The organism is Gordonibacter massiliensis (ex Traore et al. 2017) (assembly GCF_019731765.1).
In the GTDB taxonomy this organism is placed as follows: Bacteria; Actinomycetota; Coriobacteriia; order Coriobacteriales; family Eggerthellaceae; genus Gordonibacter; species Gordonibacter massiliensis.
Genome location: NZ_JAASIO010000009.1, coordinates 174,760 through 192,625 on the forward strand (window position 1 = coordinate 174,760; position 17,866 = coordinate 192,625).

Annotated in this window: 23 protein-coding genes; 21 read left to right on the forward strand and 2 right to left on the reverse strand. The window is 62.5% G+C overall.

The window, feature by feature from the left end; all coding sequences use genetic code 11:
• Window positions 1–113: 113 nt before the first annotated feature.
• Together HCH03_RS10845 and HCH03_RS10850 are read left to right on the forward strand one after the other, a co-directional pair.
• Window positions 114–2,600 carry a LuxR C-terminal-related transcriptional regulator gene (locus tag HCH03_RS10845; RefSeq protein WP_221689513.1) on the forward strand — a complete coding sequence of 829 codons (2,487 nt, stop codon included), beginning with the start codon at window positions 114–116 and terminating at the stop codon, window positions 2,598–2,600.
• A gap of 258 nt (window positions 2,601–2,858) precedes the next feature.
• Window positions 2,859–4,088 (forward strand): MFS transporter, encoded by a 1,230-nt coding sequence (locus HCH03_RS10850; protein ID WP_221689514.1) that lies wholly within the window; start codon window positions 2,859–2,861, stop codon window positions 4,086–4,088.
• Window positions 4,089–4,413: 325 nt separating this feature from the next.
• Here the strand turns inward: HCH03_RS10850 and HCH03_RS10855 are convergent, their stop codons facing one another.
• Together HCH03_RS10855 and HCH03_RS10860 are read right to left on the reverse strand one after the other, a co-directional pair.
• Window positions 4,414–4,824, reverse strand: a complete 411-nt coding sequence (locus HCH03_RS10855; RefSeq protein ID WP_221689515.1) for a helix-turn-helix transcriptional regulator — start codon at window positions 4,822–4,824, stop codon at window positions 4,414–4,416.
• 412 nt (window positions 4,825–5,236) lie between these two features.
• Complete coding sequence (locus tag HCH03_RS10860; RefSeq protein WP_221689516.1) at window positions 5,237–6,514, reverse strand: SpaA isopeptide-forming pilin-related protein; 1,278 nt, start codon at window positions 6,512–6,514, stop codon at window positions 5,237–5,239.
• A 422-nt stretch (window positions 6,515–6,936) separates the two neighbouring features.
• On the opposite strand from HCH03_RS10860, the gene rplB reads away from it, so the two are divergent.
• The 19 genes from rplB to HCH03_RS16825 all read left to right on the forward strand — a co-directional run bounded on the left by rplB (window position 6,937) and on the right by HCH03_RS16825 (window position 17,648).
• A complete protein-coding gene (rplB, locus tag HCH03_RS10865; protein WP_080142439.1) occupies window positions 6,937–7,767 on the forward strand; it encodes a 50S ribosomal protein L2 in 831 nt (276 codons plus the stop codon).
• Between the two features lie 23 nt (window positions 7,768–7,790).
• Entirely contained in the window at window positions 7,791–8,063 is a 273-nt protein-coding gene (gene rpsS / locus HCH03_RS10870; protein ID WP_080142440.1) for a 30S ribosomal protein S19, read from the forward strand.
• A 15-nt stretch (window positions 8,064–8,078) separates the two neighbouring features.
• Window positions 8,079–8,420, forward strand: a complete 342-nt coding sequence (gene rplV, locus HCH03_RS10875) for a 50S ribosomal protein L22 (RefSeq protein WP_015539833.1) — start codon at window positions 8,079–8,081, stop codon at window positions 8,418–8,420.
• 5 nt (window positions 8,421–8,425) lie between these two features.
• Complete coding sequence (gene rpsC / locus HCH03_RS10880; protein ID WP_114600152.1) at window positions 8,426–9,139, forward strand: 30S ribosomal protein S3; 714 nt, start codon at window positions 8,426–8,428, stop codon at window positions 9,137–9,139.
• Complete coding sequence (rplP, locus tag HCH03_RS10885; protein WP_080142442.1) at window positions 9,140–9,562, forward strand: 50S ribosomal protein L16; 423 nt, start codon at window positions 9,140–9,142, stop codon at window positions 9,560–9,562.
• The gene (gene rpmC, locus HCH03_RS10890) at window positions 9,563–9,757 is read left to right on the forward strand and encodes a 50S ribosomal protein L29 (protein WP_015539830.1); all 195 of its coding nucleotides are present in this window, start codon (window positions 9,563–9,565) and stop codon (window positions 9,755–9,757) included.
• 25 nt (window positions 9,758–9,782) lie between these two features.
• A complete protein-coding gene (gene rpsQ / locus HCH03_RS10895; RefSeq protein WP_080142443.1) occupies window positions 9,783–10,043 on the forward strand; it encodes a 30S ribosomal protein S17 in 261 nt (86 codons plus the stop codon).
• A gap of 48 nt (window positions 10,044–10,091) precedes the next feature.
• Complete coding sequence (rplN, locus tag HCH03_RS10900; protein ID WP_015539828.1) at window positions 10,092–10,460, forward strand: 50S ribosomal protein L14; 369 nt, start codon at window positions 10,092–10,094, stop codon at window positions 10,458–10,460.
• Between the two features lie 15 nt (window positions 10,461–10,475).
• A complete protein-coding gene (gene rplX, locus HCH03_RS10905; protein WP_221689517.1) occupies window positions 10,476–10,796 on the forward strand; it encodes a 50S ribosomal protein L24 in 321 nt (106 codons plus the stop codon).
• Window positions 10,797–10,953: 157 nt separating this feature from the next.
• Window positions 10,954–11,502 carry a 50S ribosomal protein L5 gene (rplE, locus tag HCH03_RS10910; RefSeq protein WP_221689518.1) on the forward strand — a complete coding sequence of 183 codons (549 nt, stop codon included), beginning with the start codon at window positions 10,954–10,956 and terminating at the stop codon, window positions 11,500–11,502.
• A 72-nt stretch (window positions 11,503–11,574) separates the two neighbouring features.
• On the forward strand, window positions 11,575–11,760 hold the full coding sequence (locus HCH03_RS10915) for a type Z 30S ribosomal protein S14 (protein WP_041239446.1): 186 nt from the start codon (window positions 11,575–11,577) through the stop codon (window positions 11,758–11,760).
• Window positions 11,761–11,871: 111 nt separating this feature from the next.
• Window positions 11,872–12,270 carry a 30S ribosomal protein S8 gene (rpsH, locus tag HCH03_RS10920; protein WP_080142446.1) on the forward strand — a complete coding sequence of 133 codons (399 nt, stop codon included), beginning with the start codon at window positions 11,872–11,874 and terminating at the stop codon, window positions 12,268–12,270.
• A 19-nt stretch (window positions 12,271–12,289) separates the two neighbouring features.
• The gene (gene rplF / locus HCH03_RS10925; protein WP_080142448.1) at window positions 12,290–12,832 is read left to right on the forward strand and encodes a 50S ribosomal protein L6; all 543 of its coding nucleotides are present in this window, start codon (window positions 12,290–12,292) and stop codon (window positions 12,830–12,832) included.
• A 40-nt stretch (window positions 12,833–12,872) separates the two neighbouring features.
• Window positions 12,873–13,241: a 50S ribosomal protein L18 gene (rplR, locus tag HCH03_RS10930; protein ID WP_080142449.1), complete on the forward strand. Its 369-nt coding sequence runs from the start codon at window positions 12,873–12,875 to the stop codon at window positions 13,239–13,241.
• A gap of 15 nt (window positions 13,242–13,256) precedes the next feature.
• Window positions 13,257–13,784: a 30S ribosomal protein S5 gene (gene rpsE, locus HCH03_RS10935; RefSeq protein ID WP_080142451.1), complete on the forward strand. Its 528-nt coding sequence runs from the start codon at window positions 13,257–13,259 to the stop codon at window positions 13,782–13,784.
• Window positions 13,784–13,975, forward strand: coding sequence for a 50S ribosomal protein L30 (rpmD, locus tag HCH03_RS10940; protein ID WP_080142453.1), 192 nt, complete (start codon window positions 13,784–13,786; stop codon window positions 13,973–13,975). Before rpsE ends, rpmD begins: the two co-directional genes overlap by 1 nt.
• Before the next feature lie 186 nt (window positions 13,976–14,161).
• Entirely contained in the window at window positions 14,162–14,611 is a 450-nt protein-coding gene (gene rplO / locus HCH03_RS10945; RefSeq protein ID WP_221689519.1) for a 50S ribosomal protein L15, read from the forward strand.
• Window positions 14,605–15,885, forward strand: a complete 1,281-nt coding sequence (gene secY, locus HCH03_RS10950) for a preprotein translocase subunit SecY (protein ID WP_185905252.1) — start codon at window positions 14,605–14,607, stop codon at window positions 15,883–15,885. Before rplO ends, secY begins: the two co-directional genes overlap by 7 nt.
• 272 nt (window positions 15,886–16,157) lie before the next feature.
• The gene (locus tag HCH03_RS16825; RefSeq protein ID WP_221689520.1) at window positions 16,158–17,648 is read left to right on the forward strand and encodes a response regulator transcription factor; all 1,491 of its coding nucleotides are present in this window, start codon (window positions 16,158–16,160) and stop codon (window positions 17,646–17,648) included.
• The last annotated feature ends 218 nt before the right edge of the window (window positions 17,649–17,866 follow it).

The window sequence follows — 17,866 nt, forward strand, 5'->3', positions numbered from 1 at the left end:
TAGATGAAACGTCGATCACCAAGCGCGTGAAAGACGTGTCGGCATGGCGTGCGTGCCTGCTTTCCGCCCCGGCCGGTTACGGGAAGACCGCGCTGCTGGCGCAATGGTTTCGCATGTTTCAAGAATGCGATTCGACGGTGCCGCTTTGGGTCACGCTCGACGCTCACGACGCCTGTGCCGATCGGTTTCTCCAAACGCTCGCCTATTGCTTCGCCGACGTCGACGCCCGATTCGCGCGCCTCGCGGAAGCAGAGGCTCTCGAGTCGGGCGTCGAGGCGCTGGCCGTGGAGTTCGTCAATCTTGCCGATGAGGCATGCCGAGCCGAAATCGAATACGTGGTGTTTCTGGATGCCTACGACACCGCCTCGTCGGTCGATTTCGACGAGGCTCTGGTGTTCCTGAACCGCAACATGGGCTCTAACATGCGTTTCGTGGTGGCGGGCAGGTATCTGTCCTCTCGAACCGATGACCTGCTGCTCGACTCTCCGGTCATCGAGTTTGGCGCCTGCGATCTGCTGTTCGACGACGTTCGTTTTCGCGCGTTGGCTTCGGCGCATCTGCCGGGGCTGGAAGAGGCCGATTATCGGTCTATGGTGGAGGAAGGCGGCCGCTGGCCGCTGCTGCTCGTGTTCGCCGGGTTGGCGCGCAAACGCGCTCGGACCCCGCAGGATATGCGGCGTCGGGTACAAGGGTACTGCAGGCGTTTCTTCGAAAGGGAGGTAATGGCGCGCTTGGATGGCGCAACCTGCGAGTTCGTCATCGAAACCTCGCTTCTCGAGGATCTTGACCCCGAGTTGTGCGACCGCGTCACCGGTCGCAACGACGCCGTCGTGATGCTCGAGCAGCTGGAGGCCAAGAACCTGTTCGTGAATTACCGCGTCGAAGAGCGCGTGTGGCGTTATGCGCCGCTGTTTCGCGATTACCTTCAAAGCAAGCTTCTCTGCTTGCATCGAAGCCAAATAGAGAAGTTGGCCGGGAGGGCCGGGGAGTGGTTCGCCGAGCGCGGGCGGACGTGCGAGCATGCCAGGTGCTTGGCCATCACCTGCGATCCGTACTACATGGAGGGGACCATCGCCAGCTCTGTTGGGCTCGTCCGCGACGACGAGCAGGAAAGCCTCGTTGAGCACCTGCTCGCTCGCCCCGCAGCGGAGTTCGAGACCGACCCCTACCTCGCTTGGGTTGCGGCGTGGGGCTGTTTTTCAGCCGGATTGGTGGGCGAATCCAGGGGCTGGGTCGCCATCGCCCGCAACCTGGGAGAAAACGAAGGGGCGGAAACGGCGTCTCGGTTTATCGGGGCGCTATGCCTGGCGCTCGAGGGAGACAGCGCCGGTTCGCTCGCCATCATTCGCGAGTTGCTAGGGGAGGACTCCGCTTCCGTTCCACGTCAGTTCCAATGCCTGCTCATGCATATGGAGGGAGAGAATCGCGAGCGTTTGGGCCAGATGAGGCAGGCGCGCGACCTGTACCTGAAGGCGTATTCTTTGGCTGAGCGGGCCGACAGCTCGTTTTACAAGCTGTTCGACCTGTACCTGTTGGCGCAGCATTATCTTAGTTTGGGCGACTTCGAAGGGGCCGAGGCCACCGCCTGCAAGGCGCTAGCCTCGGTGCGTCAGAGCGCTCCCTTGCACGGAGCGTTTCTAGCCGTGCGGGCTTCCATCCGCGTCGAGCGACACGAGCTAGAAGAAGCGGCCGAGCTGATGCGCCGCGCTCTGCAAAGCGTGTCGCGCAGCGCCAACGTCGATATGTACGTCGACGTCTGTCTGGTGCGTGCGCGCATGGAGCGCGTCCGGGGCAACGGCATCGAAGCGTTGGGTGTCATGACCGATCTGGTCGATTTCATCGAAGGGAAGTGCGTCCCTCGCAACATGGGCATGCGGGCGCATGCCTTGAAGGCGGCGCTGGCCGTGGAGTTCGGTGAGATGTCGGCCGCTCGTTCGAGCGAGCGTGAGATAGACGGGTTCCTTGACGATCCCGACCTGTTCCGCTCCCTTCCGTGCGTGTTCGCGAAGGCGCGCGTGCTGTGGGGTCTTGACAAGCGGAGGGAGTGCCTCGCGCTGCTCGATGCGAACCAGGAGCGCGTGACAGAAAGCGGCAGCGCGTACCTGCTAGCTCAGTTTTTCATCTTGCGTAGCTCGTATCGCGCCGAGGAGGGCGATGGGACGCGGGCCATGGTCGATCTCAACCAGGCACTCGAGCTTGCTATGCAGAACGATTACATGAGCGTTTTCTTGGAGGGGAAAACCTGCGTGCGCGAGCTGTTGCTGAAACTGGTTGTCGGACGCAAGATATCTTTCGCGGTGCGGGCTTACGCCAAAGAGGCTTTGCTCTTGTTCGGAGGCGAGGTTGAGCTCGACGAGAGCATCGCCCTGAAGAGCGGTAGCGTGCAGGGCTATTATGCGCTGACCGAACGCGAACGCGAGATTCTGCACAAGCTCAACTCCGGCATGTCGCGCGGAGAGATAGCCGTGTCGTTCGGGATATCCCAGAACACGGTGAAGTCGCATTTGAAGAACATCTACTCCAAACTGGGCGTTCGCACGCGCTCCGAGGCGTACAAGGCCAGCGAGCGCGAGTACGGCGGCATGGGAGGCGACGAGTAGGCCCGTTCGACCGTACGAATATCACCCTCATATCACCCGTTCCCACCCCGTAAAATCCTACGGGGTGGGTCTGCTTCCCGGGAGCGGGACTTTCTATCATGGTGCCAGCGCTTGGGGAAAGCGCGTGCGGATCGGGGAATTTCCAGAGGTGGCTCCTGGGGCAGGTGGGTTCGCCCGCCACGACGAGTGCGTTCAGGCGAATGCTGCAAAGGGAAGCCCCGTCGCAATCAACCAAATGAAACAAGGGGTGATAGCGTCATGCCTGAAGCAATTCAAGGATCTTCTAAGAAAGGGAACATGACATCGGGTCGTGCCTGGGCGGTTGTAGCGGTCGTGTTCCTCGCGGGTTTCTGCATGCCGGCGAACATGGGCAAGACTATGTGGTTGGCGCCTCTGGTCATGGAATCCTATGGATTTGGGCCGGATATCCTCGGATGGGTCAACGGAGTGTTCTACATCCTGGGAGCGCTTATCGCGTTTCCAGCGGCATCGTTCGTGCGTCGAATCGGTATCAGAAGCTCCGTCGTTATCGCCATGGCTTGCGCCATCGTTGGTAACCTGGTCGGTTTGCTTTCGGGTACTTCGGTTGTGGTGCTCATGGCTTCGCGTATCGTGGAGGGTGCGGGCTTCGGTCTTATGGGCGTAATCGGCGTCACTGCTATTACGCCATGGTTTCCCAAAGAGCGGCGAGGTCTGCCTCTGGGCGTGTGGGGCATGTGGGTTGCCGCAGCGAACGCAATAACCCCCATGCTCGATGCGGCTATCGCCGAGGCCACGGGAAGTTACCTGAGCGTTTGGCAGTTCCTCCTCGCCTTTGACGCCATTGTGCTCGTGTTGTTCCTAGTGATCTACCGCGACCCGTCGGAGCCTTACATCGATGCAGCCGAGAAGGCCGGCGAAGTGAAGTTCTCGTACAGGGAGCTATTCAGCAACAAGGTTGTGTGGGTGCTCGCCTTCGTCTTCTTCATCGAGGAAGGTGCGTTCATCGCGAGCCAGGGCTTCCTTTCTTCCTACGTGACCACCAACCTCGACGCGCCGCTGATGGTTGGCACGGCCTTGGTTAGCGCGGGCGCTATTTGGGGCGCCTGCTTCAGCCCTATCGCCGGCAAGATATCCGATGCCATTGGGTCGCGGCGCAAAGTGCTGATATTCTGCATGGTCAGCGCCGTCCTGTTTGGCTTGCTCGTGTTCTGGGTCACTGATCTGCGCCTGTACATCATCGTCGTCATTCTCAATGGCTTCACGGGCGGCGGTGTGGCAGCCATGCTGTGGGCGTCCAGCTCCGAAGTTGTGCCCTCCCATCTCATTTCCGGAGCCACGGCGGCGCTCGCCTGCAGCCAGAGCACGGGCATGTTCCTCGGCTCGATGTTCATGGGTAACGTCGTCAACGCCGTGGGCTACACGATGGCGGGTTGGTGCGTACTGGTGCCCTGTTTCGCCCTCGGCCTTTTGGCCGTCATCTTCGGCCTGCGCGGCAAGCTGAGATAGCGGGCGCAAAGGGGTTTCGTGCTGCGGCGAAAAGCTCCGATGGGTGGTCGGCCTTGCGAAGCCCTCTCGCTCGTCGGGGCTTTTCGCCGCAGCGTTTTTTTTGGGGGGGGGGGGGTGATTCGCGGCTGCGACCCTAATGCACCAAGGCCAACGTTGCTGAAAGCGGGTCGCGCGCGGAAGGGTTATCACGGATCGCTTGATCGATACGGGCTTTTGTGATCATGGATGTCCGGGATGGCGGGTGACGTGGCGTAATCTGAAGAGGTTGGCGTGACTGTCGTGTTTTCGGTTGCGCTGCCCCCTCCCCGAAGCCGATTCGATCGGCTTATTTGTTCAGTCGCTCTTCCACGATCCCTATAAGTTCGTCGCGAGAGTGAATTCCCAGTTTCTGGTAAATGTTGAAGGAGTGGGTTTTGACGGTGGCGTTTCCTATGTGGAGCTCCTTCGCTATGGCCACGTTGCTCTTTCCCCGTGCGAAATACGATAACACCTCTTCCTCCCGCTTTGAGAGGGCGAAGGAACGCGCGATGTCGTGGCACGCATCCTTGAGAAGCGTGAGTGATTCGGATTCCTCCGCAAGGGCTTCCGGGCAAGCTCCTTCGCCTGATTCGGCGTGGATTGCGGAGGCGATATCATCAATGCTGCGCCGTATCGCTTCGAGCGTTCTTGTTGCCTTGAAGCAGAGCAGGGCTATCGCAATGCAGGAAGCGAGCAGCATCAATTCCAAAACGAACACGGGGAGCCTCCTTGAAGATAGCGAATTGGCGAAGCCGAAAGCGTAGAAGATTCGTGCGCCCGGTACAAAAACGATAGGATTTACCTGCGGCAGCGCGCAGGCAGAGAATAGCTAAGATCTTGAAAATTTTATCAAAAAGTAGGGATTCCCACAATGAGACGCCGATGGCTTCGGCGAATATTCGAGCGCTTATCCCAGGGCAAGGCGACTGCCATCCTGTTTGCTGGATGCGCGAAAAAAGTCCTTCCCTGAGGTGGGGCTATCTTGATGCCACCTCAGGGAAGGACCGTGGAAAATATGGCAATTCTCTTTATGCCGCAGCTTGCGTACCGCTTGGAGCTGCCTCGTGCGTGCAAGGTTGCGGGGTGGGCGAGGTTTCGTCGACGCCCACCTCGTTCAAGCGGTCTCTTGTCTATGCGAGTGCGATAACCGTCTGTTCGGTGAAGTCGCTCGGGAGCATAGGGGCCAATGTCTGCTGGGCTCTGACTATTTCGCCTCGCGTAAGGTAGATCGATGACGGCACAATCACCGTCCAGCGGCCGCCCGAGTCTACAGTAACCTGAGACGAGCCCTTCCCGTTCGGCCATTCGAGGTTCACGGTCGCATTGGGCAGGCCGTATCCGCCAACCATCCATGCTCCTTGGGTAATCGTGTCGATCAGCGGGGGAGGCGTCTTTTCCACGGGTCGCGGTGTGTTCGCGACTGAGAACTGGCTCATGGACGCTCCGTCGATGGTCACGCCGGTCGCGTCGACCTCCACGGCATAGCTCGTCGAATCGTCCAGGTATCCGACCGGTGCCCGGCTCTCCACCAGGTTGTAGCTCCCGAAGGGCACGTCGGGGAAGGTCACGACGCCCTCCGTGCTCGACACGACCGTGAAGGTGCCGTTCGCGCCGGAAAGCGTGAATTCCGCATCGGCAAGCGGGTTGCCGCTCGCGGAGTCCGTCTTCAGGAACGTGACCGTTTGGGTGGTGGGAGTCGGCGCCGGAATGGTGTAGACCACGGCGGCCTTGAGATCCTTCTGGTCGTCGATCGCCTTGATGGAATGGGTCGCGTGCAGCGAGGAGGGGTCGGCGTGCGCTTTGCCCGCAGTCGGCATGCCGACTGCCGCGACCGGCGCTGCGAGGGCCGCCACCAGCACAAGTGCCATCACGTCGCTCGGCTTGACCTTGCGGCGATGCGTCGCCACGGCGACCGCGGCGGCGGCCACCAGCACCCCTGCGGCGATCAGCGCTCCGGGAAGCCCGTCGCCCGTGTTCGCCAGCGCCGCGGCTTTCGCGGGCGTCGCGGATCCGTCGGTTCCCTTGTCGCCACCGCCGTTGGCTACGGGCAGGACGGCCTCGAAATCGATGGCGAGCGTCTCCCCCGGCGCGAGCAACGCGGCGGACGCCTCGGGCGGAACGACGGTGAACGACGGATCGCTCGGCAGATCGACCGTCAACCTCACGTCTTGAACGGGGAAGTCGTTGGTGTTCTCGACCACCGCGCGGCCCTTGATGGTGTCTCCGGCGACGTACGCGGTCTTCTCGGTGTCGATGGTGAGCGCTACGCCGTCCTGGGTTTCCTGCGCGGCGAAAGCCGTTTTCGGCATCGCCGCCATGATCAGGGCGAGCAAAAGCGCTGCGGCCGCGCATGCGAGCATGCGCCCGGGGTGCGTCTCGAACGATCGACGCGCTGTTCTCTGAAGCATGGGTAACCTCCTGATCTAGGAAGCCGGCCAAACGGCCCCTCGATCTGTGCATGGGACATACGTAGGCTCATGTATATCAGAGAACGGAAAGCCGTCAGTAACGGCCGGTTAACGACTAGGTGTCGCGCAATAAACGACCAGGCACGATGCGATGCGGCCCACAGCCCGCCGGCGTTCACCGAGCCGTATCTCGAACTTGTGCGCAAGTTGTGTGCGCAAATCCACTCTTGATCGATGACCCCGAGGGGTTTATAATTCTCGGTTGCGTCTGGTCATTGATAGATACACCCGGACGCGTGGTATACCGGAGTCGCGTGCGTCAAGCCTCCCCAGGGCGCAGCGGCAATCGGAACCCACGAAGCGACAAGGGATCTTTGGGGTACGGAGAGGCGTGCGAGCAAAGGTCCGAAGAAAGGACAGTAATGGGAGTCAAACAGTACAAGCCGACGAGCCCCGGCCGACGTTTCCAAACCGTCTCGGATTTTGCCGAGATCACGACGTCGAAGCCGGAGAAGTCCCTGCTTGCGCCGCTGTCGAACAAGGCGGGCCGTAACAACAACGGCCGCATCACGACGCGCCATCAGGGCGGCGGCAACAAGCGCCGCTACCGCATCATCGACTTCAAGCGCCAGAAGGACGGCGTGCCCGCGAAGGTCGCTACCATCGAGTACGACCCGAACCGCAGCGCCCGCATCGCCCTTCTGCACTACGTCGACGGCGAGAAGCGCTACATCCTGCATCCGAAGGGCCTGCGCGTGGGCGACACCGTCATGAGCGGCGTCGACGCCGACATCAAGCCGGGCAACGCGCTGCCGCTGGCCAACATCCCCGTCGGCACGCTCGTGCACGCCGTGGAGCTCCAGCCGGGCAAGGGCGCCGCTATCGCGCGTTCCGCCGGCACGAGCATCCAGCTCATGGGCAAGGAAGGCGACTACGCCATCCTGCGCATGCCGTCCTCCGAGATGCGCCGCGTGCTCATCACCTGCCGCGCCACGGTGGGCGAGGTCGGCAACGCCGAGCACGCCAACATCAAGATCGGCAAGGCCGGCCGCAACCGCTGGAAGGGCATCCGCCCCAGCGTCCGCGGCACCGTCATGAACCCGGTCGACCACCCGCACGGCGGCGGCGAGGGCAAGAACAAGTCCGCAGGTCGTCACCCGGTCACTCCGTGGGGCGTTCCCACGAAGGGCCATCGTACCCGCAATCCCAAGAAGGCTTCGAGCCGCTTGATCATCCGCCGTCGCAAGAAGTAGCGCGAGCACGTTAAGGAGTAATAGTGAGTAGAAGTTTGAAAAAGGGTCCTTTCGTCGAACCGCGCCTTCTTGATCGCATCGAGAAGATGAACGCGGCGAACGAGAAGAACGTCGTCAAGACCTGGTCTCGCTCGAGCACCATCTTCCCGGAGATGGTGGGCCACACCATCGCCGTGCACGATGGCCGCAAGCACGTGCCGGTCTACGTTACCGAATCCATGGTCGGCCACAAGCTGGGCGAATTCGCCCCGACCCGCACGTTCAAGGGTCACTCCGCCGACAAGGGCAAGCGATAAGAAGGGGTGAAAACAATGGAAGCTAAAGCTGTAGCACGCTATGTCCGCGTTTCGCCCCGCAAGGCGCGCATCGTAGTAGACCTGGTCCGCGGCAAGTCCGTTATCCAGGCCCGCGAGATCCTCGCGTTCACGAACCGCGGTGTGGCGGAAGCCGTCGAGAAGACGCTGAACTCCGCCGTGGCCAACGCCGAGCACCAGCACCACGTGCGTCCGGAATCGCTCATCGTGAAGACGGCCTTCGTCGACGAAGGCCCCACGCTGAAGCGCATCCGTCCGCGCGCCAAGGGCTCCGCGTCGCGCATCCGCAAGCGCACGAGCCACATCACGATCATCGTTGCACCGCGAGAGGAGGCATAAGCCGTATGGGTCAGAAAGTTAGCCCCACCGGGTTCCGCCTTGGCATCACCGAAGATTGGCGCAGCCGTTGGTACTCCGACAAGGACTACGCCAAGAACCTGGAAAACGACTTGGCCATCAGAAAGTTCTTGGACAAGTACCTTGCCCGCGCCGCCGTCTCCAAGGTTGAGATCGAGCGCGCCGGCGACAAGATCAAGGTCATCATCACCACGGCCCGCCCGGGCGTCGTGATCGGCAAGAAGGGCGCCGAGATCGACTCTTTGCGCAAGAAGCTGGAGAAGGTTGCCAGCGGCCCGGTGTCCATCGAGGTCGTCGAGGTCAAGCGCCCCGAGCTCGATGCGGCGCTCATCGCGCAGTCCGTGGCCGAGCAGCTCGAGGGCCGCGTGGCCTTCCGCCGCGCCATGCGCAAGGCGGTCCAGTCCGCCCGCAAGAGCGGTGCCAAGGGCATCCGCATCCAGTGCTCCGGCCGCCTGGGCGGCGCGGAGATGAGCCGTCGCGAGTGGTATCGTGAAGGCCGCGTGCCGCTGCATACGCTGCGCGCGAAGATCGACTACGGTTTCTGCACCGCCGCCACGACGATGGGCTCCATCGGCGTGCAGGTGTGGGTGTACCACGGCGAGATGCTCCCCGGCCAGAAGGCTCCGCAGCCGGCGCTCGAGGGCAGCTCCCGTCCGAACCGTTCCCGTCGCAACGACCGCAACGAGAGGGGGGCGAAGTAAATGCTCGTACCTAAGCGCGTCAAGCACCGCAAGGTGCAGCGTGGCTCCATGAAGGGCCAGGCAAAGGGCGGCACCCGGCTGAACCACGGCACGTGGGGCATCCAGGCGCTCGAGGCCCACTGGATCACGAACCGCCAGATCGAGGCCGCTCGTATCGCCATGACCCGCCACATGAAGCGCGGTGGCAAGGTGTGGATCACGATCTTCCCCGACAAGCCCATCACGCAGAAGCCGGCCGAAACCCGCATGGGTTCCGGCAAGGGCAACCCCGAGGCATGGGTCGCCGTCGTCAAGCCCGGCCGCATCATGTTCGAGATCGACGGCGTCGACGAGGAGACCGCCAAGGAGGCGCTCCGTCTCGCCGTTAACAAGTTGCCCATCAAGTGCAAGATTGTTTCCAAGGAAACGGAAGGGCAGGAGTAAATGAAAGCAGCAGAGATCCGTGAGCTTTCTGCCGACGATTTGCAGGCGAAACTCAAAGAAGCTCGCGCGGAGCTTTTCAATCTGCGCTTCCAGATGGCCACGAGCCAGCTCGACAACACCGCCCGCGTGGGTCAGGTCAAAAAGGACATCGCTCGCATCCAGACCGAGATGCGTGCCCGCGAGCTGAACGCCTAGAGCGCGGATAAGGAAGGTTATATACATGAGTGAAGATCGTAACTCCCGCAAGGTCCGCCAGGGCACCGTGGTGAGCGCCGTCAACGACAAAACGTGCGTCGTGCAGGTCAAGGAGCGCAAGCCGCACCCCGTGTACGGCAAGATGATGACCACCACGAAGAAGTTCCACGCCCACGACGAGAAGAACGAGGCCGGCGTCGGCGACACGGTGCGCATCATGGAGTGCCGCCCGCTGTCCAAGATGAAGCGCTGGCGTCTGATCGAGATCGTGGAAAAGGCCAAATAGCCTGCGTGTTCGCATGCATGCTCGTAAGAGGAAAGTTAGGTTACAGCAATGATTCAGATGCAAACCATGCTCGCAGTGGCCGACAACTCCGGCGCTCGCAAGGTGCAGTGCATCAAGGTCCTGGGCGGCTCCAAGCGCCGTTACGCGGGCCTCGGTGACGTGATCATCTGCAGCGTGAAGGAAGCGGCGCCCAACGGCAACGTCAAAAAGGGCGAAGTCGTGCGTTGCGTCGTCGTGCGCGTGAAGAAGGAAGTGCGTCGCCCCGACGGCAGCTACATCAAGTTCGACCAGAACGCCGCTGTGCTCATCAACAACGACGGCGCGCCGCGCGGCACCCGCATCTTCGGGCCCGTCGCACGCGAGCTGCGCGACAAGAAGTACATGAAGATCGTGTCTCTGGCACCGGAAACGCTGTAGGGAGGTGTGCGTAATATGAACAGTATGAACATCAAAAAGGGCGACAAGGTCAAGGTCCTGTCCGGCAAGGACAAGGGCAAGGAAGGCGTCGTGCTGCGCGCGCTTCCGCAGAAGGAGCGCGTGGTGGTGGAGAAGGTCAACATGATCAAGAAGGCCATGCGCCCCACGCAGCAGAACCCGCAGGGCGGCATCTCCACGATGGAGGCGCCGATCCACGTGTCCAACGTCATGGTCATCTGCCCCGAGTGCAAGCAGCCCACGCGTACGGGCAAGAAGCGCGACGAGAACGGCAAGAAGGTCCGCGTCTGCAAGAAGTGCGGCAAAGACATCGACTAGGTTGACGTGTCCGCCCGCCAGGGCGGACACGGGCCTTCGCAGCGTCGTTTTTCAGCGACCTGCGGCGTCGAATGAAGTACAATGGCCCCTGCCGCTTTTTTGCGGCGAGGGACGCAGGGTCGGAAATCCTGCGTTTAATTCATCGAAAGGAACTCACATGACCGCTCCTCGCTTGAAGGAACAGTACAAAAACGAGATCGTGCCGAAGCTCGAGAAGGAACTCGGCATCAAGAACATCAACGAGGTTCCGCGCCTCGAGAAGATCGTCGTGAACATGGGCGTGGGCGCCGCCGCTTCCGATTCGAAGCTGCTCGACGCCGCCATCGCCGACCTGCGCGTCATCACGGGCCAGCAGCCCTGCATCACGCGCGCCAAGAAGTCCATCGCCGGTTTCCACCTGCGCGAGGGCCAGGCCATCGGCTGCAAGGTCACGCTGCGCGGCGACCGCATGTGGGAGTTCCTCGACCGCCTGCTGGCCACGGCTCTGCCCCGCGTGCGCGACTTCCGCGGCATCTCGCCGAAGAGCTTCGACGGCCGCGGCAACTACACGCTCGGCGTCACCGAACAGCTGATCTTCCCGGAGATCGACTACGACAAGATCGACCGCACGCGCGGCATGGACATCACGGTCGTCACGACCGCCGACAACAACGAGGACGCCTTCGCGCTGCTGAGCGCCCTGGGCTTCCCCTTCAAGGACAAGTAGAGCGCTTGCCCGCGAGAATGGTACTTGCACCCGCGCGCGAGCGCGGGTCGAGGAATAGGAAAGAAGGAATGCATGGCTAAGAAATCGATGATCGCCAAGGCGAAGCGCGAGCCGAAGTTCTCGACGCGTCAGCACAACCGCTGCACGCGTTGCGGACGTCCCCGTGCTTACTACCGCAAGTTCGGCCTGTGCCGCGTGTGCCTGCGCGAACTGGCCAACAAAGGCGAACTGCCCGGCGTGACCAAGTCTTCGTGGTAAACCGCCAAGACCCAGTCACGTTCAAGGGTGTGCCCGCGTAGAAGGCGGAGGCGTTATGGGCGCTGACGAACCGCGCGCGAGGCTCATCACGGACCAAAGGAGAACAGAACCATGACCATGACCGACCCCATCGCAGACATGCTTACGCGCGTGCGTAACGCTCATTCTGCCGGCAAGCCGACGGTTTCCATGCCGTCGAGCAAGAAGCTTGTCGAGATAGCCCGCATCATGCAGGAAGAGGGCTACATCCAGCGCTACGACGTCGTCGACGGAGAGCCCCGCGCGACGCTCGAGATCGTGCTGAAGTACGGCGACAAGAAGGCCAAGACCATCCGTGGCATCAAGCGCATCTCGAAGCCCGGCCTGCGTATCTACGCGGGTAAGGACGAGCTGCCTCGCGTGCTCGGAGGACTCGGCACCGCAATCATCTCGACGAGCCTCGGCGTGATGACCGACCGCGACGCCCGCAAAAAGGGCGTTGGCGGCGAGGTCATCGCGTACGTGTGGTAGGAAAGGGAGGTAGGTAGATATGTCTCGTATCGGCAAACAGCCCATCACCGTTCCTGCCGGCGTCGATGTGGCCATCGACGGCAACACCGTGACGGTCAAGGGCCCGAAGGGCGAGCTCACCCGCAGCTTCCCCGAGATCATGATCATCAAGCGCGAGGGCGACGACATCGTCGTCGAGCGCCCGGACGACAGCCGCGAGGCCAAGGCCTATCACGGCCTCGTCCGCACGCTCATCGCGAACATGGTCGAGGGCACCTCGAACGGCTTCTCCAAGAAGCTCCAGCTCGTGGGCGTGGGCTACCGTGCCGCGCTCAAGGGCAAGGACCTGGAGATGCAGCTCGGCTTCTCGCACCCCGTGCTCGTGCAGGCGCCGGAGAACATCACGTTCGAGGTCCCGAGCCAAACCGAGATCATCGTTTCCGGCCCCAGCAAAGAGCAGGTCGGCCAGGTGGCGGCGAACATTCGCAAGTGGCGCAAGCCGGAGCCCTACAAGGGCAAGGGTATCCGCTACGAGGGCGAGCACGTCCGCCGCAAGCTGGGTAAGGCCGCCAAGGGCGACTAACGTATGAGCCTCTACACGGTTTGAGATCGAAGGGATAATCATGAACAAGCTTCAGAAAAAACAAGCCGGGTTGGCTCGTCGCCACCGCCGCGTGCGCGGCAAGGTCTCCGGCACCGCGGCTCGCCCGCGCCTGTGCGTCACGCGCAGCAACAGCAACATGTACGTGCAGATCGTCGACGACGTCGCCCGCAAGACCATCTGCGGCGTGTCCACGCTCGGCGCCGACTTCAAGGCCACGGGCAAGAAGGGCGCGACGGTCGAGGGCGCTGCCGCTCTCGGCGAGATCGTGGGCAAGAAGGCGCAGGAGAACGGCGTCACGGAGGTCGTGTTCGACCGTGGCGGTCATCTGTATCACGGGCGCGTGCAGGCTCTGGCCGATGCGGCTCGCGAAGCCGGCCTGAAATTCTAGAAGGGGTTATAGCTTATGGCTCGTAAACAGCAAAACGACGCCGGGGTTCCCGAGCTCCAGGAGCGCGTCGTCTACATCAACCGCGTGTCCAAGGTCGTCAAGGGCGGCCGCCGCTTCGCGCTCACCGCGCTCGTGGTCGTCGGCGACGGCAACGGCCGCGTCGGCGTGGGCATGGGCAAGTCCCAGGAAGTGCCCATCGCCATCAAGAAGGGCACCGAGGACGCCAAGAAGAACATGTTCACCGTGCCGCTGACGCCCGAGAAGACGCTGCCGCATGAGATCATGGGCATCTTCGGCGCCGGCCGCGTGCTCATCAAGCCGGCCACGCCCGGTACCGGCGTTATCGCCGGCGGCCCGGTGCGCGCCATCATGGAGCTCGCCGGCGTGACCGACGTGCTCACGAAGTCGCTTGGCACGAACAACGCCATGAACATCGTGAAGGCCGCCGCCGAGGGGCTCAAGAACATGGAAAGCCCCGAGCAGGTGGCTGCGCGCCGCGACATGTCCGTCGCGCAGATCTACGGCTGGAAGGAGAAGGAGTAATGGCAGACGCGAAGAAGACGCTGCGCGTCACCCAGGTGAAGAGCTCCGTCGGCCGCAAGGCCGATCAGGGCCAGACGCTGCGCGCGCTCGGCCTGGGCAAGATCGGCCGTTCGGTCGAGCAGGTCGACAACGATTGCGTGCGGGGCATGATCTTCAAGGTCAAGCATCTCGTGAAGGTTGAAGAACTGTAGAATAGTCAAGATATATGCGCCGCCTTCGGGCGGCGCGTGTTATCATACTCGACTGAGAATCATCGCCGCTCCTGCGGCGTGATCGCGTTTCCGCCGCGAAGAGGCGGGGCGCCTAAGGAAGTTAGCTGGCGGCGAGCTGCCAGCGCGGGCCGAGGGCCCGTTTGCGACTAAGAAGGAGTCACAACCATGGAATTGAAGGATCTCAAGCCGGCAGAGGGTTCGACGCATTCCCGCAAGCGCGTGGGACGCGGCAACGGCGCTGGCACCGGCAAGACGTCCGGCCGCGGCATGAACGGCCAGAAGTCCCGCGCCGGCGGCGGCAAGGGCGCCGGTTTCGAGGGCGGCCAGACCCCGCTCGCGCGTCGTCTGCCGAAGCTCCCCGGCTTCAAGAACATCAACCATGTGGAGTACCTGCCCGTGAACGTGAGCCGTCTCGACGAGAAGTTCGAGGCCGGCGACGTGGTCGACGGCGAGAGCCTCAAGAGCGCGGGCATCATCAAGCACGCCGACGCGCTCGTGAAGGTGCTCGGCGACGGTGAATTGACCAAGGCGCTCACGGTCAAAGTCGACAAGGTTTCTGCTTCGGCCAAAGATAAAATCGAAGCAGCTGGAGGAAAGGTCGAAGAGCCTTGCTAAGCTCGATCATCGATGCGTTCAAGGTACCGGAGCTGCGTAAGAAGATCCTCTTCACGCTGGCTATCCTCGCGCTGTACCGTTTCGGCGCGTACGTGCCGGTGCCCGGCATTCCGTTCAAGGAGTTTGCGGACTCGTTCGCGGGTTCCGGCGTGTCCATGACGATGCTCGACCTGTTCACGGGCGGTGCGTTGTCGCACTTCTCCGTGTTCTCGCTCGGCATCATGCCCTACATCACGGCCTCCATCATCATGCAGCTCATGCAGGGCGTCATCCCCGCCGTGGGCCGCTGGGCGAAGGAGGGCGACGCGGGCCGCAAGAAGATCACGCAGGTGACGCGTTACCTCACGCTGGGCCTCGGCCTCATCAACGCGGTGGGCTACCTGTTCCTGTTCAAGTCGCCGGCTTACGGCGTCGTGTTCAGCACGGCCGTCCCCGAGCTCTTGACGGATATCATCGTCGTGTTCACGCTCGTGGCGGGCACCGCGTTCATCATGTGGATGGGCGAGCTCATCACGCAGCGCGGCATCGGCAACGGCATGTCGCTCATCATCTTCGTGAGCATCGTGTCGCGCGTGCCGAGCGCCATCTTCTCGTCGGTGAACCTGACGGCCGACCTCGGCATGGGCATCGCCATCACGGCGCTCATCATCATCGTGGTCGTCGCGTGCATCCCCGCGATCATCTTCGTGGAGCGCGCGCAGCGCCGCATTCCGGTGAACTACGCCAAGCGGGTCCAGGGACGCAAGATGATGGGCGGCCAGTCCACCTACATCCCGTTGAAGGTGAACGCCGCGGGTGTCATTCCCATCATCTTCGCCAGCTGCCTTATCTACTTCCCGGCGCAGATAGCGGCGCTCTTCAACATCGAGTGGCTCACGAACGTGGCCAACGCCATGTCCACGGGCTGGATCAACTGGATCCTCACGGTGCTGCTGATCGTGTTCTTCGCGTACTTCTACACCTCCATGGTGTTCAACCCGGAGGAGACGGCCGACAACCTGCGCAAGCAAGGCGGCTTCATCCCCGGCGTGCGCCCGGGCACGGCCACGGTCACCTACATCAAGAACGTGCTGCACCGCGTGACGCTGCCCGGCGGCATCTTCATCGCCGCCATCGCGGTCATCCCGTCCATCATCTTCTTCTTCACCGGCAACACGCTCATCCAGGCGTTCGGCGGCACCTCGATCCTCATCATGATCGGCGTGGCCCTCGACACCATGAGCAAGGTGGAGAGCCAGTTGAAGATGCACAACTACGACGGGTTCTTCAAGTAGGTTCGAGTGTCCTACGATCGATCGATACAACGAAAAGCCTTCCTCGCGGAGGGCTTTTCGTTTTCATAAGCGTTGCTTTTCCCCGCCGCGGCAGTGTGGTAAGGTCGAGGGCGAGAGGATTCGTCGGGCGTTCGGGGGCCCGTGCAAGCGAACGAGGCGCGATCGCACGAGTGCGGCCGGTCGATCGGCCGCGGATCGCGTGCGGCATCGTTTGGATGCCGGGGGCACGTCGCCCGCAGCGACGTTGGGGACGAAAAAGCGAGGGGGAGAGCGTGGCTTCAGCCATCAAGCCGCAGACGTTGCGGATGATCATGTCGTCGGCCTTGTACTGGGCATGGATTTTCCTGCTGTATTGGAGCCCGCTTTTGCTGGGCTCGGGGTGGGACTCCCTCTACGCGAAAGGCGCCGCCTTCCTGGGCTCTGCGGCCGCGTTTTTCATATGGTTCGCCGTCGTGCGGGCGGGCAGGCGCTCGCTGTTCGATCGCGTTTTCAGCCGCATGCTGCCGTTCGTGTTGACCCCGCTCGCCGGCCTCGGCGCGCTCGCCAACGCGCTCGCGGGCCCGTTGCCGCTCGTGCTTCTGCTCGCGCTTTGGTTTCTCGCCGGCTTCGGAGCCGCCTTCATCTTGGTCCGCGTGTCCCATCTGATGTTCAAGGAGGGGCAGGAGAACACGTCCTTCGTCATGTTCGTCATGCTGTTCGTCAGCTGCCTGGTGGCCGTGTTCGCCTCGCAGATGCCCGTGGCGTCGGTCGAGGCCGGAGTGGCGATGGCGGTGCTGCCGATCGTCTCGTTCTCGTTCGTCCATGTGAAGAAGCGCGCACCGGGCGAGCCCGCCTCGCTCGACGACGTCGACGCGCCGGGATCGGGAAGCCGCGTGTTCGAGGGCGACTCCCCGTCGCGGCGCACGTTCTTCGTGTCGCTCGTGCAGATGTTCTTCTACAGCATGGCCTTCTCGTTCGCGTTGCTGACGGGCCTCTACTCGAGCGGCGGCGACATGTCGCCGATGTACGTGTGGTTCGGCGTGTTCCTGGCGGGCATCGTGGTGATGTTCTACGGCATGTGGTTCCATCGCCGCGTCAAGGTCGATTTGATGCAGTTGATCCTGCTGGGCTTCGCGGTGGTGGGCCTTGCCCCCTTCGCTTTGGCGAACGTGATTCCGGCCGAGGCGCGGTACGCGAGCTGCGTGCTGCTCATGCTGGGGTTCACCAGCTACGACATGCTGGGGCTGTCCCGTTTGCTCTCCACCATCTCGGCCCAGGACGTCTCGTTCACGCGGTACTTCGTTTTGGGGCGTTTCGGCAACGCGTTCGGCGTGTTCGCCGGGTGGGCGCTGGCCGCCGCGTCGCTCGCCGCCACCGGCTTGCTTGAAAACCAGCTCGTCACCCAGGCGCTGCCGCTCGTGCTCATCGTGGTGCTGACGGTGCTCGTCATGGTTTGCTCGTACTGGGGGCAACCGGGATCGGGGAAGCCGGGCAAAGACGAGGCCGCCGTCGATTCCGTGGGGGTGTGGCGGCGCAGCTGCGAGGATCTGTGCGATGCGTTCGGCCTTTCGTCGCGCGAACGCGAGGTGTTCGCGCTCTGCGCGAAGGGCCGCGACTCGGCTTACATCTGCAGCGCGCTCTACATATCGGCCCATACGGTGAAAAGCCACGTCTACCACATCTACAACAAGATAGGGATCCACTCCCAGCAAGAGCTCATCAGCATGGTCGAGCAAAGGGCGGAGGAGCTCAAGAGGGAGGCCTCCCAAGAACCCAAGGGATGATTGCCGGGCCGCTTCGACCACCTGTGCCGCCGGGGCGGCCCCCGGCCGAATAGTCGACAGGCAACGCCGCAGTGAAACCGATTGTCCGAGCGCTTCGGGCAATCGGTTTTTCTTTTGCATCCTTTTGCATAGTACCAGGTCAAAACATCAGCCGGTCGGGCTGATGCGTATCGTCGCGTTTTCATCGGCCAGTCAACCTGCGGGCCGATGTTCGGATT

What these genes read in the sequence shown, in the direction of transcription:
- rplP (WP_080142442.1), top strand. Translation starts at nt 9,140, where the DNA reads ATGCTCGTACCTAAGCGCGTCAAGCACCGCAAGGTGCAGCGTGGCTCC.
- rplX (WP_221689517.1), top strand. Translation starts at nt 10,476, where the DNA reads ATGAACAGTATGAACATCAAAAAGGGCGACAAGGTCAAGGTCCTGTCC.
- HCH03_RS10860 (WP_221689516.1), bottom strand. Translation starts at nt 6,514, where the DNA reads ATGCTTCAGAGAACAGCGCGTCGATCGTTCGAGACGCACCCCGGGCGC.
- rplO (WP_221689519.1), top strand. Translation starts at nt 14,162, where the DNA reads ATGGAATTGAAGGATCTCAAGCCGGCAGAGGGTTCGACGCATTCCCGC.
- rplB (WP_080142439.1), top strand. Translation starts at nt 6,937, where the DNA reads ATGGGAGTCAAACAGTACAAGCCGACGAGCCCCGGCCGACGTTTCCAA.
- rplV (WP_015539833.1), top strand. Translation starts at nt 8,079, where the DNA reads ATGGAAGCTAAAGCTGTAGCACGCTATGTCCGCGTTTCGCCCCGCAAG.
- rpmC (WP_015539830.1), top strand. Translation starts at nt 9,563, where the DNA reads ATGAAAGCAGCAGAGATCCGTGAGCTTTCTGCCGACGATTTGCAGGCG.
- rplN (WP_015539828.1), top strand. Translation starts at nt 10,092, where the DNA reads ATGATTCAGATGCAAACCATGCTCGCAGTGGCCGACAACTCCGGCGCT.
- rplF (WP_080142448.1), top strand. Translation starts at nt 12,290, where the DNA reads ATGTCTCGTATCGGCAAACAGCCCATCACCGTTCCTGCCGGCGTCGAT.
- rpsQ (WP_080142443.1), top strand. Translation starts at nt 9,783, where the DNA reads ATGAGTGAAGATCGTAACTCCCGCAAGGTCCGCCAGGGCACCGTGGTG.
- HCH03_RS10850 (WP_221689514.1), top strand. Translation starts at nt 2,859, where the DNA reads ATGCCTGAAGCAATTCAAGGATCTTCTAAGAAAGGGAACATGACATCG.
- HCH03_RS10845 (WP_221689513.1), top strand. Translation starts at nt 114, where the DNA reads ATGTTTCAAGAATGCGATTCGACGGTGCCGCTTTGGGTCACGCTCGAC.
- rpmD (WP_080142453.1), top strand. Translation starts at nt 13,784, where the DNA reads ATGGCAGACGCGAAGAAGACGCTGCGCGTCACCCAGGTGAAGAGCTCC.
- rplR (WP_080142449.1), top strand. Translation starts at nt 12,873, where the DNA reads ATGAACAAGCTTCAGAAAAAACAAGCCGGGTTGGCTCGTCGCCACCGC.
- HCH03_RS10915 (WP_041239446.1), top strand. Translation starts at nt 11,575, where the DNA reads ATGGCTAAGAAATCGATGATCGCCAAGGCGAAGCGCGAGCCGAAGTTC.
- rpsC (WP_114600152.1), top strand. Translation starts at nt 8,426, where the DNA reads ATGGGTCAGAAAGTTAGCCCCACCGGGTTCCGCCTTGGCATCACCGAA.
- rpsH (WP_080142446.1), top strand. Translation starts at nt 11,872, where the DNA reads ATGACCATGACCGACCCCATCGCAGACATGCTTACGCGCGTGCGTAAC.
- rpsE (WP_080142451.1), top strand. Translation starts at nt 13,257, where the DNA reads ATGGCTCGTAAACAGCAAAACGACGCCGGGGTTCCCGAGCTCCAGGAG.
- rplE (WP_221689518.1), top strand. Translation starts at nt 10,954, where the DNA reads ATGACCGCTCCTCGCTTGAAGGAACAGTACAAAAACGAGATCGTGCCG.